At 35.7% G+C, this 16,332-nt stretch carries 13 protein-coding genes and 1 pseudogene; 7 read left to right on the top strand and 7 right to left on the bottom strand.

The genetic code is table 11. The features are described from left to right. Nucleotides 1-95: pseudogene (locus CF599_RS19845) on the top strand (transposase); the annotation flags it as partial. A 675-nt stretch (nt 96-770) separates the two neighbouring features. On the opposite strand, the gene CF599_RS10555 reads toward CF599_RS19845, so the two are convergent. From CF599_RS10555 to holA, 4 genes are all read right to left on the bottom strand, one after another. Continuing rightward, nucleotides 771-1,562 carry an ABC transporter permease gene (locus tag CF599_RS10555; RefSeq protein ID WP_121965998.1) on the bottom strand — a complete coding sequence of 264 codons (792 nt, stop codon included), beginning with the start codon at nt 1,560-1,562 and terminating at the stop codon, nt 771-773. A 10-nt stretch (nt 1,563-1,572) separates the two neighbouring features. Continuing rightward, nucleotides 1,573-2,550 (bottom strand): ABC transporter ATP-binding protein, encoded by a 978-nt coding sequence (locus CF599_RS10550; RefSeq protein WP_121965997.1) that lies wholly within the window; start codon nt 2,548-2,550, stop codon nt 1,573-1,575. Between the two features lie 607 nt (nt 2,551-3,157). After that, a complete protein-coding gene (locus CF599_RS10540; RefSeq protein ID WP_121965996.1) occupies nt 3,158-3,346 on the bottom strand; it encodes a CAL67264 family membrane protein in 189 nt (62 codons plus the stop codon). 11 nt (nt 3,347-3,357) lie between these two features. Then, nucleotides 3,358-4,362 carry a DNA polymerase III subunit delta gene (gene holA, locus CF599_RS10535; RefSeq protein ID WP_121965995.1) on the bottom strand — a complete coding sequence of 335 codons (1,005 nt, stop codon included), beginning with the start codon at nt 4,360-4,362 and terminating at the stop codon, nt 3,358-3,360. 54 nt (nt 4,363-4,416) lie between these two features. Between holA and CF599_RS10530 the strand changes: the two genes are divergently transcribed. The 3 genes from CF599_RS10530 (at nt 4,417) to CF599_RS10520 (ending at nt 7,532) form a co-directional block, all read left to right on the top strand. Continuing rightward, nucleotides 4,417-4,869: a type I restriction enzyme HsdR N-terminal domain-containing protein gene (locus CF599_RS10530; protein WP_121965994.1), complete on the top strand. Its 453-nt coding sequence runs from the start codon at nt 4,417-4,419 to the stop codon at nt 4,867-4,869. Nucleotides 4,870-5,600: 731 nt separating this feature from the next. Then, the gene (locus CF599_RS10525) at nt 5,601-6,599 is read left to right on the top strand and encodes a glycosyltransferase family 2 protein (RefSeq protein ID WP_121965993.1); all 999 of its coding nucleotides are present in this window, start codon (nt 5,601-5,603) and stop codon (nt 6,597-6,599) included. Between the two features lie 78 nt (nt 6,600-6,677). Beyond that, nucleotides 6,678-7,532, top strand: a complete 855-nt coding sequence (locus tag CF599_RS10520; protein ID WP_121965992.1) for an OmpA family protein — start codon at nt 6,678-6,680, stop codon at nt 7,530-7,532. Between the two features lie 479 nt (nt 7,533-8,011). Here the strand turns inward: CF599_RS10520 and acnA are convergent, their stop codons facing one another. After that, the gene (gene acnA, locus CF599_RS10515) at nt 8,012-10,738 is read right to left on the bottom strand and encodes an aconitate hydratase AcnA (protein WP_121965991.1); all 2,727 of its coding nucleotides are present in this window, start codon (nt 10,736-10,738) and stop codon (nt 8,012-8,014) included. 378 nt (nt 10,739-11,116) lie between these two features. On the opposite strand from acnA, the gene CF599_RS10510 reads away from it, so the two are divergent. The 3 genes from CF599_RS10510 to CF599_RS10500 are packed head-to-tail and all read left to right on the top strand — an operon-like array spanning nt 11,117 to nt 13,839. Further along, a complete protein-coding gene (locus CF599_RS10510) occupies nt 11,117-12,064 on the top strand; it encodes a metallophosphoesterase (protein WP_121965990.1) in 948 nt (315 codons plus the stop codon). A 20-nt stretch (nt 12,065-12,084) separates the two neighbouring features. Then, entirely contained in the window at nt 12,085-13,419 is a 1,335-nt protein-coding gene (locus CF599_RS10505) for a hypothetical protein (protein WP_121965989.1), read from the top strand. Nucleotides 13,420-13,425: 6 nt separating this feature from the next. Further along, complete coding sequence (locus CF599_RS10500) at nt 13,426-13,839, top strand: EamA family transporter (protein WP_121965988.1); 414 nt, start codon at nt 13,426-13,428, stop codon at nt 13,837-13,839. A 58-nt stretch (nt 13,840-13,897) separates the two neighbouring features. Here CF599_RS10500 and CF599_RS10495 read toward each other — a convergent pair whose 3' ends face one another. Both CF599_RS10495 and CF599_RS10490 read right to left on the bottom strand, forming a co-directional pair. Beyond that, complete coding sequence (locus tag CF599_RS10495; RefSeq protein WP_121965987.1) at nt 13,898-15,382, bottom strand: hypothetical protein; 1,485 nt, start codon at nt 15,380-15,382, stop codon at nt 13,898-13,900. A 149-nt stretch (nt 15,383-15,531) separates the two neighbouring features. Continuing rightward, nucleotides 15,532-15,876 (bottom strand): hypothetical protein, encoded by a 345-nt coding sequence (locus CF599_RS10490; RefSeq protein ID WP_121965986.1) that lies wholly within the window; start codon nt 15,874-15,876, stop codon nt 15,532-15,534. Nucleotides 15,877-16,332 lie beyond the last annotated feature (456 nt).

The following is a 16,332-nucleotide window of genomic DNA, read 5'->3' as shown; positions in this document are numbered from 1 at the left end:
CATTTAATGCCAAAATTAAAGCATTCAGGGCTCAATTTAGAGGAGTAAGAGATATTGACTTCTTCTTATACAGATTGACTAAACTTTATGCATAAACACAACTTTTGAGATTGATCCAATATACCTCCATCCACATAACCCCACAAGAGGAAAACCGTAAACACCCCTTATTTTCGAGTAAAACAGAAAAGCCCACTTCACAGCGGGCTTGTTCTAATAGATATAATCCTATGTGGTTTGATATGATAGCATATTAACAGCATCGTGCGTCTATAGTGAGTCCATTAAAAAGCCTGTTTTAATGGAGTCACTATGGACTCACTATGGACTCATTATGGACTCACTCAAACCAATACTGCATAAAAGTCCCTATTCTAGCCTACTAACAAATGATATGATTATTTTTAAATATTGGCCTCGAGATTGGCCTAAAAAAACGATTGAATACTGACGTTCAATACTTTGTAAATATACATATTAAAAAATAAAATATTTTGCTACACCCACGGTTTTTTATTACAACTTTAAAGTCTAGATGAGTTCAATACAAAGTTAGGTGGACAAATTTCATTTTCTTGCAAAAATACGTAAATACCCCATATTTTCAAGTAAAAGAGAAAAGCCCACTTTACAGCGGGCTTTACTAGTTAAGAATCAGCATTTAAAACAAGTCCCTCCTAGTCATACATCTTCTTAAGATAGCCTCAAAGTCGGGAGACTTTGCAATAGATTCGCGTTGTCTAACCTATTATTGTTATTATAAACTGTAATTATCTGTTTGCCATTTTAATAAAGCGTTTCATACCATAGTACCCCATAATAAGTGTAAATACTACGATACCAAGGATACTGTACACTAATGGCATCGTATCTCCTCCTGATTTAAGGATAAAACGCAGTGCTTCATTGATATAAACTAATGGGTTAATCAGTGTGATATACTTCATCACTGGTATAGCGTCTAATGCTGCCCAATTAAAGAATATAGCTCCTGTGAAGATTAACGGCATTAAGAACCCTGGGAACATCGCTGCGATTTGCGGTGGTTTAACTACTGTTCCTACAAGTAGCCCTAGTGTCGCTGATGTGATCGAGCTAAGTAATAGTACCCCTAGTAATAATAAGCTACTCGTAAGGTCTAATGATATGTTTAAATAGCTTCCCATAAAGATCAGTGAAATAGGCAGTACAATTAATGCTCCTATCCACGATTCTATAATTCCGACGAACATCTTAGCCCATGCAACTACTCTTACATTCACTGGCGCTTGAAGTCTATCTTCTATCTCACGTGTGTTATTAAAGTCCATCGCTAAAGGCACTGCTGTACCGTGGATACCTGTCACTAATAAACTCATCCCCAACATACCTGGGAACATCTGATTAGGGAAGTCAGTAGCTAATATACCGATCTGAGGTAGCATAAAACCGTACGTCAAAATAAGAATAAAAGGCAACATCCCAACTCTAAAAACGAACTCTTTCCAATCTCTACTTTGGATAAGCAAGTCACGTTTTACCATTATCTTAAATACATCAAATTGATTCAATTTCTTTTCCATGATTCTTGTCTTAGTCGTTTTTAATATCGTTAGTAGTCAGGTGTATAAATATATCATCTAAAGTAGTCGCGCTTAGGTTAATGCTCTCTAGATTAAGGCGCTTCTTATCTATTAATGTGAGAAGTTCATTCAATACTTTCTGGCTATTCTCAGCGTATACGATGAATGTTTTTTCATCTTTCACTTTTACGTCTTTCACATCTGATAATAGCTTCACATCCTTGATAACCTCGTCGTTAATCGCATCTAAGACAATCGAAATAATCGTTTGAGATGGAACCATTTTTCTCAAATCTTCCACTGTTCCTAATGCTTTAATAGCTCCCTTATTATATATCGCTACTCGATCTGAGAAGCGCTCAGGCTCTTCCATATAGTGAGTCGTTAAAAAGACAGTGGTTTTATGTTCTTTATTCAACCTCAATACGTGTTGCCATAAGATCTCACGGTAAGCAGGATCTAGTCCTGTCGTCGGTTCATCTAAGAATAGTATCTCAGGTTGATGCATGATGGCTCTTGCGATTTTTAATCTTTGTGCCATTCCTCCAGAGAAACTCTTTACATAGTCATTCTTCCAATCAGTCAATCCAAAGCTTTCTAGTAACTCATCTGCTTTCTGTGTGGCATCCGCTTCGGTCATTCCGAAGTATCGCCCGTGATAAATCATATTCTCTCGAGCCGTTAATCCTCTGTCTAAATTGTTGTGTTGTGCTACTACTCCTACCTTACTTTTGGCAAAAGTAGGATTGTCTTTTAGTGATTTCCCTTGGAATAGGATCTCCCCATCCGTAGGAGTCAACTGAGCTGTTAGCATATTAATGGTCGTACTTTTACCTGCGCCATTAGGTCCTAGAAAAGAGAATATCTCTCCCTTCATCAAATCAAAGGAAATACCATTGACAGCTGTATGTGGTTTTCCATCATTTTTCATGTACATTTTCTTGAGGTCTCTAACTTCAAGAATAGTTTCTGTCTTTTTCTCTCTCATGTGAATCTTGTCTTTTTTTTGTTATAACTTATTTTGCACCTAATGCTCCACTTCATTAACACCTTATAGATGCGTTAAACCCAGAATCAGCATTAGCCAAATACTACAAAGCAATTCTAATTCATAGTTCTTTCATTAGCTCTTTAACCATACTATAGTATGCTGAAATCACTAATTCAGACCTATCTTGTATAATTACTTTTCGTTTATCTGCCTATCGCTGATTCTGGGTTAAAAACACCATCATCTAACTATTAATTTAACAAAACAAAGTAACTAAGAAAGACATAGTAAACTGTTACACAATTTATTAATTAGTTTATATAATTTACGGGAGGGATGGTTTGAGATAAGTCAGGGAATGGCGACTGTGTCAGTATATTACTGAGATTTAAAAGACAGCTAGTCATAACTGCTATTGTTCACATTGGTTTATATGCCGTGTGAAATATTTAAAAGTAGAGAGGTTCTACAGCAGCGATGAAATTTGTGACACAAAACAGATCATCTTTTGCCTGCAAGGCACAGATTCTTAATTCCTAATTATTAATTCTTAATTGTTTAAACAGAGAGGGGTAGCTAAATAGCTACCCCTCTCTGTTTAAACTTATACTCTACCTTTCAGGGCGTTAAACACCCAAGCAATAGCTAAGAAACCAATTCCTACGGCTGTAAATCCCCATCCGGCTATTTCAGAATATTTGAAAGCGCCAAGACAGATTAATAAGATACCCATCATAATCATAATCAACGTAGCATATCCTAGAATCTTATTCTTATTTAAATTGTTTGCCATTATTATTTGTTTTAATTAAATATTCCTATTAACATCTCCTTAAGTAGCTCACCTTGAGGCATTGCCTGTGCTCCTACTCCTTTACTCTTTAGGTCTACATCTTTAAGATGTGAGATGATAGCACTCACTTGTTTCATCTTATAGATTCTAAATCCTGTTTCGTAATCTTTTATTGCGTACTGACTTACTTTTAATTGTTTCATCACGTTAGAAGGTGATTTGTCTTTCAACCCGTGATATAGTAGTAGTTTAGAGAAATAAGAATAAACAAGTCCCATAGTCAATACGATAGGGTTATTCTTAGGATTCTGAGCGAAGTAGTTGGCTATCTTATACGCTTTTAGCTGATGGCGCTCTACAATCGCTTTAATCAATTCAAAATTATTAAAGTCTTTGCTAATCCCAATGTTCTTTTCTACTACATCTGCTGTGATTTGCACTCCTTTCGGGATGACAATCGCCAGCTTATCTAGTTCGTTAGCAATCTTAGAAAGATCCGTTCCTAAGAATTCGACTAACATAGCTGAGGCTTTTGGCTCGATGGCATACCCTTTAGCAGTAAGCAACTTCTTAATCCAAGCATCTATCTGATACTCCCTCAGTTTCTTACTTTCAAATATGATACCAGCTTTCTCAACTGCCTTATAAACTTTCTTTCTTTTGTCTAAAACTTTGTATTTATAGCAAAATACAAGTACCGTAGATGGCTGTACCTGATTAGCATAAGACTCGATCTGGTCTATGCTACGAGCAAGTTCTTGTGCTTCCTTAACGATTACGACTTGCTTCTCTGCCATTAAAGGAAAGCGTTTGGCATTCGATACGATATCTTGAATCGTGACATCACGTCCATATAGTACCATTTGGTTAAACCCCTTCTCTTCTTCTGTCAGCACATTGTCTTCTATATACTCAGAGATTTTATCAATATAATACGGTTCTTCCCCCATTAAAAAATATATTGGAGCAGCATTTCCCGCCTTTATATCTTTAATTATGTCCTTTACTTGATCCAAAATATAAGTTTTAATTATTGTTCAATACCAGTAGAAAAAAAATATCTTTGCTTTATGCAAAGACTTAATTTCCCTCCGTTTGATTTTCGTTTCAAAAATAGTGAAAATAAGCTATCTATTTTTGATGTTATCCGTAAAAAATTTATTCAATTAACTCCTGAAGAATGGGTAAGACAACATGTGGTACTTGATCTTATACAGACTAAGGGGTACCCTCTATCGCTAATTAGTGTAGAGAAAGTGGTGAGAATTAACGGAATGACTAAGAGATATGACGTGGTGGTGTTTAAGCCTAATGGCGAAATATTCATCCTTATTGAGTGTAAAGCACCCGAAATACCAATCACACAAACAACATTTGACCAGATCGCTCGTTATAATTTTCAACTGAGATCTACGTATCTCTACGTGACCAATGGGCTGAATCATTATTATTGTCAAATGGATTATGAGAATAGCAAATATATCTTCTTAAGAGAACTTCCAAAATATGAAGCTTTTAAATGATTTTTTGTGAAGTGGTGATGGTGTGATGTTGTTTTTTCGTGATGTCGTTTTTTCGTGAAGATGTGAGGCAATCCACATCCACATAGTAGCCACGACGGTAGGGGTGTATTACTATACACCCACATAAAACATCTAACAGATGTTTTAATGAGGAGTCAGATGGGAATAGTAGTGAAAGAACAGTTCTCTTTAAAAAGGCGATTGACTTTGAACAGAAAACCAACATCACAAAAAAACAAAAAAACAATACCTCAAAGTCGGGAGACTTTGCGGAGCTTGTGAAAGAACATTTCTCTTTAAAAAGGCGATTGACTTTAAACAGAGAAACAACATCACAAAAAAACAAAAAAACAGAAGAAAAAAACACCTCAAAGTCGGGAGACTTTGCGGAGCTTGTGAAAGAATATTTCTCTTTAAAAAGGTGATTGCCTTTAAACAGAAAACCAACATCACAAAAAAACAAAAAAACGGAAGAAAACAATACCTCAAAGTCGGGAGACTTTGAGGAGCTTGTGAAAGAGTATTTCTCTTTAAAAAGGCGATTGACTTTAAACAGAAAACCAACATCACAAAAAAACAGAAGAAAAAAACACCTCAAAGTCGGGAGGCTTTGCTTGTACAACCACCCCTCCAAAGGATGGAAATAGTGGTGAAAGAACATTTCTCTTTAAAAAGGCGATTGACTTTGAACAGAAAACCAACATCACAAAAAAACAAAAAAACAGAAAAAAATGACTAAGAAATTTGCCGTAGCTATTTTAAACTGGAATGGGGAGCAGTTATTAAGACAGTTTCTCCCATCAGTACTACAGTACTCGGATAAAGCGAATATATATGTAATAGACAATGCCTCTACTGATCAATCTATAGAGGTGTTAAACAATGAGTTTCCTACAATCCAAATTATCCAAAACAATGATAATTACGGATTTGCTCAAGGATATAATGAGGGATTAAAAGATATCAAAGAACCTTACCTAGTATTGCTGAATTCGGATATAGAGGTAACGGAGAATTGGTTAGATTCTGTGGAGCAAATCTTCGATACGCAACCTAAAGTAGCGATTATACAGCCTAAGATATTAGATTATAAACGCAAGACACACTTCGAATATGCAGGTGCAGCCGGTGGATTCATCGATTCGTACGGATTTCCATTTTGTAGAGGGCGTATCTTTGATACCATAGAGGAAGACTTAGGACAATATAACGATATCATCGATATCTTCTGGGCTTCTGGAGCGTGCTTCTTTATTCGCAATGAAGTATATCAAATCTTAGGAGGATTAGATCAAGACTATTTCGCGCATCAAGAGGAAATAGACTTATGCTGGCGTGCGCATAATGAGGGATATAAAGTGAAATACACGGGATTCTCTACTGTATATCACGTGGGTGGGGCTACACTAAAGTATCAGAGTGCTAAAAAAACGTATCTGAACTTCCGCAACTCTTTATTAACGCTGTATAAGAACTTACCTAAGAAGTCTAAATTCTCTACTATCTTTATCAGACTGTGTTTAGATGGGGTGGCAGGGGTTAGATATATGCTGATGTTACAGCCTAAACACTGTTTTGCGATTATCCGTTCGCACTTCGCCTTTTACAAAAGGATTTCGTCCTTCAGAAAAAAAGTAGCGATTACACCGATAGATAAATATTATCGCACTGGATCAATAGTGAAATTATATTATATTCAGAAACAAAAGACTTATATTAGAGTATTCTAATCTAAATAGTTCGCCAATTTTTTCTTATATTGCGTACTAATTGATATATTTGACAAAACAATTCAATCATTTTTAATTATGAAAAAAGTAGTTTTAGGATTATCTGTATTAGCTCTAACTCTAGGATCTTGTGGTACAAAACAGAAGATTGCTGACTTAGAGACTAAAAACAAGGAGACACAAGACTTATTAAACACTTGTACAATAAAACTGAACTCTGCTCTAGCTGACAGAAATGCTGCTTTAGCTGAGAGAAATGCCTTTTCTAGTGAAATAGAACACTTAAAAAAGAACAACTCTGACTTAATCAGCAACATGGGTAACATGACTATGTTATCTTCTAAAGGTGCTGAGAACTTAGAGAAGACTTTAGAGAGTATTAAAGAGAAAGATCTTAAGATCACTCGTCTTCAAGATGCTATCACTAAGAAAGACTCTGTTACTTTAGCTTTAGTAAGAAGTGTGAAGAAAGAGGTTGGTTTTGATGATCCAGATATCCAAGTTAACGTAGAAAAAGGAGTAGTTTATATCTCTATCGCTGATAAATTATTATTTAAAACAGCTGGATATGAAGTAAGTCCTGATGCTAAACGTGTATTAGCTAAAGTAGCTGCTATCGCGAAGAGCAAACCTGACTTCGAAGTTATGGTAGAAGGTCACACTGATAATGTGGGTATCAAAAATGCTATGATGAGAGACAACTGGGATCTAAGTGTTAAACGTGCAGTATCTATCGTTCAAGTATTACAAAATGACTTCCAGTTAAACCCTGGTCAGTTAGTAGCTTCTGGACGTGGAGAGTATGTGCCTTTAGTAGCAAATGACACTCCAGAGAACAAAGCAAGAAATAGAAGAACAAGAATCTTGTTACTTCCTAAGATCGATCAATTCTATGATATGATCGAGAAAGAAATGAAAAATATGACTAAATAATAGTCATTAACTGATATTAAGAAAGGCTGTCTTTAATTAGATGGCCTTTTTTTTTGTGATGTTGTGATGTTGTTTTTTTGTGATGTCGTGATGCTGTGGACTAGCCCCTCATTAAAACATCTAACGATGTTTTTTGTGGGTGTATCTGCCTTACTTATCCTGGCCCATTCACTAAAAATATCTAATAGATATTTTAGGTGGGCGTATAGTGATACGCCCGTACGATTGTGTGTCAATAGGACGTGATATGTATCGTCATACATCCATAGTGTATATCACCTAATGCCGTAGGCACACAATTCCTAATTAAAAAAAGCTACCTAGCGTTACCACTAGATAGCTTCTGTTATTCATACTTAGATAGGCTCTAATTTTTAATTTAACCTGTTTGTTATTTTGTCTTTTTGTGGTCTTTGTTGAACTAAATTATCTTTCAAAAGACCGAAATCACACCATCACAAAAAAACAATAACTCCTAATTATTTAAGGTAGTCTCTCAGTACATACTGAAGAATCCCCTCATTCTTATAATACTCTATCTCAATTAAAGAATCAAAACGAGCGATAACTTGGAATGAAAACTCTTTGCCCTCTTCTGTTACTGCTTTTACAGCTAACAGTTTGTGTGGTTTTAAGTCTGTTTCTATTCCGATAATAGTGAAGGTTTCTCTTCCTGTTAATCCAAGTGTTTCAGCTGTTTGTCCTTCCATAAACTGAAGCGGAGCTATTCCCATACCGATAAGATTACTTCTGTGGATACGCTCAAAACTCTCTGCTATAACTGCTTTTACCCCTAACAGATAAGTTCCTTTAGCAGCCCAGTCTCTTGACGATCCACTACCATACTCTTTTCCTGCTAATACGATTAATGGCGTTTTATCCTCTTGATACTTCATCGCGGTATCAAATACAGATAGAGATTCATTTGTTGGCAGATAAGTACTGTATCCTCCTTCACGTTGAGCTACCTTATTCTTAATTCGCACATTGGCAAAAGTACCACGCATCATCACTTCGTGATTACCACGTCTAGAGCCATATGAGTTAAAGTCTTTAGGATCTACTCCTTGAGAAAGTAAGTATTTACCCGCCGCAGAACTTTCATTAAATGCTCCTGCTGGTGAGATGTGATCTGTAGTGACAGAATCTCCTAGATATAGTAATACTCTAGCCTGATGAATATCTGCCATCGCTTTAGGAACAGCAGGCAAATGCTCAAAGAACGGTGCTTGTCTGATATAAGTTGACTTGGTATCCCAATCAAACTTCTGCCCTGTTGGCGCCTGCAAGTCTTTCCAATCTTTCTCTCCTTCAAAGATAACACTGTACACACTCTCAAAGTCTTCTTGTTTTAAAGACTCATTCATCACAGCTCTAATCTCTTCGTGAGTAGGCCATATATCTTTAAGATAGACAGGTTGCCCATTAGGGTCATAATCTAGTGGATCGTTAATCAAGTCAATATCCACACGCCCTACTAGCGCATACGCTACTACTAACATCGGTGACATTAAGAAGTTCATCTTCACCTGTGGGTGTACCCTAGCCTCGAAGTTTCTATTTCCTGATAATACAGAAGCTACTACTAAATCGCCTTTGGTAACTGCCTCTGCTATAGGAGGAGGAAGTGGCCCACTATTTCCAATACACGAGGTACAACCATATCCTACGGTGTGAAATCTCAGTGCTTCTAGGTCTTCTGATAAACCTGAACGCTCTAGATATTGGGTAACCACTTTTGATCCTGGTGCTAAACTAGTTTTTACCCAAGATTTAGTTCTCAGCCCTTTCTCTATCGCTTTTCGAGCTACAAGCCCTGCTCCTATCATTACCTCAGGGTTAGAAGTATTGGTACAACTTGTAATTGCGGCGATAACGATACTTCCATCACCTATAACATATTCTTTGTTTTTTTGTTTAATACGCACTGAACGCAAACTGTCTTTTACGACTTCCGTAGTAGGATGAGCAGATTTATTCTCTTCATAAGAGAACTCTGTACCTGATCCACCTTCAGATAGCCACGCGTGCTCTCTACGTTCTTTTGTATCTGTATAAGTACGATTATATTCTTCTTCTAATAATGCTGAGAAAGACTTCCCTAAGTCCTTAGCAAGTATCTTGTCTTGTGGTCGTTTAGGCCCTGAAACAGTAGGCTCTAAGGTATTCAAATCAAGTTCTACCACAGCAGTATAATCAATTACCTCCTTACCTGTTCTCCACAGCATATTATTCTTGCAATACTCCTCTACTAGCGTGATCTGTTCTTCACTTCTATTCGTTGTACGCATATAATCTAAAGTGCGATTATCAATAGGGAAATAGGTAACAGTACATCCGAACTCAGGTGACATATTAGAAATAGTCGCTCTATCTGTCACAGATAAATTATCTAGTCCTTCTCCGAATACTTCTACGAACTTACCTACGACACCTTGTTTTCTCAATATCTTCGTAATTGAAAGTACCATATCTGTCGCTGTAGCACCCTGTGGAATTTTACCTGTAAGTTTAAATCCTATTACTTCAGGGCAGGTAAAGTAAATCGGCTGACCCAGCATCGCTGCCTCAGCTTCTATTCCTCCTACTCCCCAAGCGATGACACCGATCCCATTCACCATAGGCGTGTGAGAATCTGTTCCTACTAACGTGTCTGGAAAAGCCCATCCATCGCGCTCAATCACGCCCTTCGCTAAATACTCTAAGTTAACCTGGTGGCATATTCCCATACCTGGAGGAACAACAGTAAAGTTAGTTAGTTCTTGTTGTGCCCATTTTAGCAACTCATAGCGCTCTGAGTTACGCTCATATTCTTTCTCTACATTACTTTGATATGCATAATCTGTACCATAATAATCTACTTGTACAGAGTGGTCTATCACTAAATCTACAGGGATAGCAGGGTTAATCTTATTACCATCTTTCCCTTGTCTGATAAATTCATCACGAAGTGAAGCTATATCTACCACTGCTGGCACTCCTGTAAAGTCTTGCATTAGCACTCTCGCTGGCTTAAAAGGTATATCCTTATCTGTGCCCTTAGGATCCCAATTTACCAAGGTGTCGAGATGCTCATCTGTGATCACATATCCATCGTGGTTACGCAAGACGTTTTCTAAGAGAATACGGATAGAGAAAGGCAGTCTATCGATATTAGCACCTTTCTTTTGCAGCTCTGTCAGGGATGCAAATTTGTACTTTGTCATAGTTATTAATTTAAGTTGTTAGTTGATTCACTTAAGGTACAAAAAATACATTTAACACATTCATATTTAACATTTAAACAACTAAATGATCGAACATTGCGATTACCCCTTTCCTCCTCCATTATTCCTTAATGATTACAAAAAGCATTGTCAAAAAACGCATACATACACACATTGTCAAGCACTGTCAATAACACAACACATTTTCTTAAAATACTAATTATATTCAATTTCTTAAGCTTTTATTGTTTTATTCTCAATATGCACTTTCTATTAGTAATGTTTATTGTAAATTTCATTTATTCCATTTTAAATATTCTATTTCTAAGAATTAAAAATAAAATTATTGTATATTTAGTAGCACTAAATCTCGATATAATGAAAACAATTGACACTAATTTTGTAAATTTTGATATAATAGGTGATATTCATGGACATAGTAATGACCTGAAGAAATTATTAGCTGCATTAGGGTATACAAATAAGAAAGGATATTACCAACATCCTGAGCGCAAAGTACTCTTTGTTGGTGATTATATTGATAGAGGAATTAACATTATAGAGGTTTTAGATATCGTTAAAAAGATGGTCGATAACGGTGAAGCAATTGCTCTTATGGGAAACCATGAGTACAATGCTATCTGCTATAATACTACGAATAGCAATGGTGATTACTTAAGAGAACATTCTCCTAAAAACTTTAATCAACACGCTGTAACTATGGCAGCTTTTATGCAAGTACCTAACATGTATAAGATGTACATAGAGTGGTTTAAAACACTTCCTTTATTCTATGAAAACGATTCTTTCCGAGTGGTACACGCTTGCTGGGATGATGAACATATCGCATACTTAAAAAGCAGACTAGATCACAACTGTATTACTAATTCACTATTAGAAGAAGCGAATACAGAAGGGACACAACTGCACGCTGCTGTAGAAACTACATTAAAAGGAACAGAAGCAAAACTACCTAAAGGAGTTACGTTTATCGATAAAGATCGTGTCTTACGTACAGAGTTTAGAACTAAATGGTGGGAAGACCCTTCCACAATGACTTATAACACGATTAGCGTGCACCCTATACACGAGCTTCCGAATACTCCTTTTGAGTTTGAGAATAATAATTTCTATACGGATATAGAGAAACCTGTGTTTTTTGGGCATTATTGGATGAAATATAAAGCAGGTACAAAACCCGCTATTATACGTGATAATGTTTGTTGTGTTGACTTTAGTGTAGCAAAAGGAGATGGGATACTAGCTTGCTATCGTTACAGTGGAGAAGGCCAACTAAGTTCAAAACAATTAGTCTTTGTTAAATAAACTTTTCCCCTTTCTATTATATGATTAAGTATTTAAAACTTTTTCTAAAAGAAAAAAAAACAGACCCTGAGCGCACTAGACCAGCTGACTTTCTTACTCTACAGAATTGTGAGAATGCTGTCTTTATACTTGATAATCATTTAATAAGTAAAAACAAGATTTCTTATTACAATTGCAACCAGGATATCGATGATATTCAAGTATTATATTTTACTTGTATTAATAATAAACCTTTACTTTTCATAGCCGGAAAGCACAATAGTCATATCCCTACTTCATCAGTTAATTTCTTACCAACTTTCTTACAACTAGCAGAGAAGTTGAACTTTAACCCTGTACAGTTAACGATATTTGAAGAGACATTTGGCTGTGGGAGAAATATGTTTATTTGGGCAAGAAAGAATCCTAGCAATTTTAAGCTATTGGATAAGGATGAGTATGCAGATACCATAATAAAAGGATATGAATTACAGAATGAGGAGAAAACCTTTATCTCTTGGGATGCCCCTTATGAAGAGGTTATTGCCTTAGATGAGATAGTAATCTGCACTCCTGACAATGCTGATGACTTACTAAAGTACACATTTAATGTACCTGTGCGTGTTGGGAATATGGTCTTAGATGACTTTGGATTCTATGATTGTGATCGTAAGAACATCCCTGTACAAAACTATTTTTCGTACTGTGAATGTGATAAACTAGAGAGTAACAAGCCTTACCCTTTCTTAAAGCAAGCACTATTAGCAAATAATAGTTTGATGAAAGCTTCTATCGAAACAGAAGAGGACAAGTCAATCATCTATAGCACTAAAGTTAGAACTAAAGACCTTGAGTTTTACTTCTCGAATGCTTATCCTACGGATCTAGACGCAGCGAATAACACCGTATTCTTTTTGATCACTAATCTAAAAGACTATTTAGAAGCTGTCATTTATCCAGAGTATATTATCAAGCTATCAATAGCCAACTGTACTACGTTATCAGGAGACATCTCTTTAGATATGCAGTGTTATAGAGATACGCCTCACATCTATAGAGTTCCAACGTTTATACAGGAGATCTCTCAAAACAAACCATTTATATGGATAGATAGCAATAATAATGAACTGGGATTTGCGGATAATCAATATGCACATATCTTACTGTTATCTGATGTGGCATACATGTCTATCCAAACATTAAAATTAGAAAATGGAGGTATCGAATCTAAGCTATGTGTGAAGACTAATCAGGTAGATTTTATGGTACCGATGTTTACCTCTAATACAGTAGATTTGCATATATTTGAAGAACAGATCAAAAGGGATATTCCTATTCCTTTTACAGATTCGTTAGACGATTATATTTATAAGTAAAAAACTATGTGGAAATATTATGCCTTGCTATCTGCCATATTCGCTGCGATGACAGCTATATTATCTAAGGTAGGTGTCAAGGGAATCAATGGCAACCTTGCTACCGCCATCAGGACAAGTGTTGTCTTAATGCTAGCTTGGGGTATAGTATTAGCCAATAATGATCTTAAAACAATCAAAGAATTAAGCAAGTACAATCTGATCTTTCTAATCGCGTCAGGTGTAGCAACAGGCTTATCGTGGATATTCTACTTTAAAGCACTAGAGACAGGCCCTGTATCTAAGGTTGCCCCAATAGACAAGTTAAGTATCGTATTTGTGCTGATTATTTCTTTTGTATTTCTAAAAGAGCCTATGGATATGAAGACCATCCTAGGCGGATGCTTAATCGTAGGAGGAACATTAGTACTTATTCTATAGTACTAATGTTCCTCTTATTTTATTTTAAATAGTCCTACTTAGGAGCGATGTATATTCTTTAAGACAAATCTTCTATCACCTCTATTCCTGTGCGTTTACAGATAACTCTAAAACGTTTATAGTCAACCTTATCCCCATACTTTATTTGCGTAATAAAGTTTAGATAATAAATTTTATCTGCTAACACCTTCATAGGCTTACCTGTGCTATCATCCTGATCCAATGTAAACAAACTCACATAAGGATTATTCATTCGCTGTGTAAGGCGAGTAAGGTTAAAGTGAATAATATCATTGATACCATCGAAGGCATACGTACTCTCTTTTATTACTTTTTTATTATCTAGATGAACCTTTTTGCGATATAACAGAATCTTCTCATTGTGAATCTTGTTCTCCACCTCTAGCAAGGCTGAACGATCACGTAGATTTAGTACTTCTTCAGGTACTTTATTCTCAGCCATAAAATCGACAGATTCGCGTATCCATCCTATCTTTTGGTCTTTAATACTAATACTCGTTTTATTATCAAAATACTTCCCTCCTAACTTGCCAATAAAGTAATAACGCATCAGATCCTTAATCCGATCTTTCAGAATATAACTAATCACTAAAGCTACAAAAAGAGGCATTGTAAAGTTGCCATACTTCTGTTGAAAAGAGAAGGCAACTATCGTCGCAAACACCATAGAGAGCCCCGCTGCTATACTATAATAGATTTGCTGAGCAATGACTCCATCTTCATCCCTTCGCTTATTAGAAGTCAAGACAAGATCTGATTCTATATACTTATCTAACATCGCATGTCGATATACCACTTTTTGGTTATTCTCCTTATCCCCTTTTATAATATCGAGATAATCCTGCTGTTTCATATACTCTTTCTCACGGATAATCAAACCAATCAAATACTGATTAACTAGACTTGTCATCGCCGCTTTATTACTATCAAGAAGTTCAATAAAATTAAAGACTTGATGTATGATAGCATAAGATAGATATTCGTCTGCGAAGTCGTAGTAATTCTTCACATCACTCCCCTCTTCTAGATCAACCAGTAGCTCTCTTAACGCTCTAAACTGAATGGAAATATTCTCTACCGCAGTAGCAAATTCAATACATTGCTCCTCTAAATCTTCTGCTAGTACACACTTCTTGATTTCGACAATATGATCTCGGATAGCACTTCTAAAGATAGCCATAAACATCTTCAGCTGAAACTCATATTCCATAATCAGCTCTGCATTACCTTCTTTATCAGTTAGTACATCATTAAAGGCTGAGCGCAGGTTATTAAGTGGTACAGCTCCATTATCGACTATTTCCTTTAGCAAATAGATAGGCGTGATGAATCTCACCTTAGATTTGACGTCCGAGTAGAACTGTTCTTTCTGATAGGTAGAAGCATTGATATCTAAGCTATTCGGTATAAAAAACCAAGTATTAGTCTCAAACTCTGCCTGCTGACCTATCTTCTCTGATTTAAATCCTACTTTAACTTCTACGGAATAAGCATCGTGAATACTCGTCTCTATTTCTATCATAAATACCTAGCCTTTATGTACGTGAAGATACCAAATAACTAGGATAGTTAGGGGGTTATGCTTAAAATAAAGTAGCTAACTAATCATAATACGCATACAGGGTATTAGATAAATTAAATATGTACATTATCACTTACTCCAATAGTTCATTAATGAGCATTTACTTGAGTTCGGATATCATCACACAAATCAAATATTTCTTTCCATATAGTGCTTTCTCTTACCCCACTAATACTCCATAAGCTAGTATCTTCTATACTTAAATACAAATCCCTAGTAGCTATAGCTTTATGATAAATATCTTGAGAGATCATTCTTTTGGAAAGTAATTTTGTAAGCGTATCACTATAAAAAAATGTACGAACATTAATATCAAAAACTTCAAAAATTAAATATCCTATTTTTTCATCATTACACTCAAGAAGAAAACCACCACAACTATCTATAGTTTCTAAAAAATAAATATATAGCTGTTCTTCATTGATACCTTTCATTGCTTCTATTTTAAAGAAATTATAAAACACTGTAATTTAATAAAATACAATTAAAAAAACACAACTAATTCCTTTAAATATAGTGGAGATAATCTAAGAGGATAGATTTTCCTCCTCCCCCTCTCAACAACACACTTTTTTTTGTATCTTTGCAATGTAAAAGGCTTTAAATCAATGCGCTCGTATTGAGAATATCACTCCACTAAAAGCCTAGTACTTTTTACAAAAAAGAAAGCTCAAACTACCGCTTTCTAAAATTCATTTTTTTAATTTTAACGGTTTTTTTAACAGCTTAAAAAAGGCTGAAACCCAGTATTTATGCGGTATTGCTTGAGGTCTGTTCGGGTCTTATTCGCAAACTACCCCTATTTTCAAAAGAAGACCAAAACTGTTCCCGAACAACACCCAAATAAAACCCCTACAAGTCTTGCTATCACTGGGTTTAAAGCATATTCA

This window comes from Myroides sp. N17-2 (assembly GCF_002286775.1).
Taxonomy (GTDB): domain Bacteria; phylum Bacteroidota; class Bacteroidia; order Flavobacteriales; family Flavobacteriaceae; genus Flavobacterium.
This window is presented reverse-complemented; position numbering and strand designations above follow the sequence as displayed.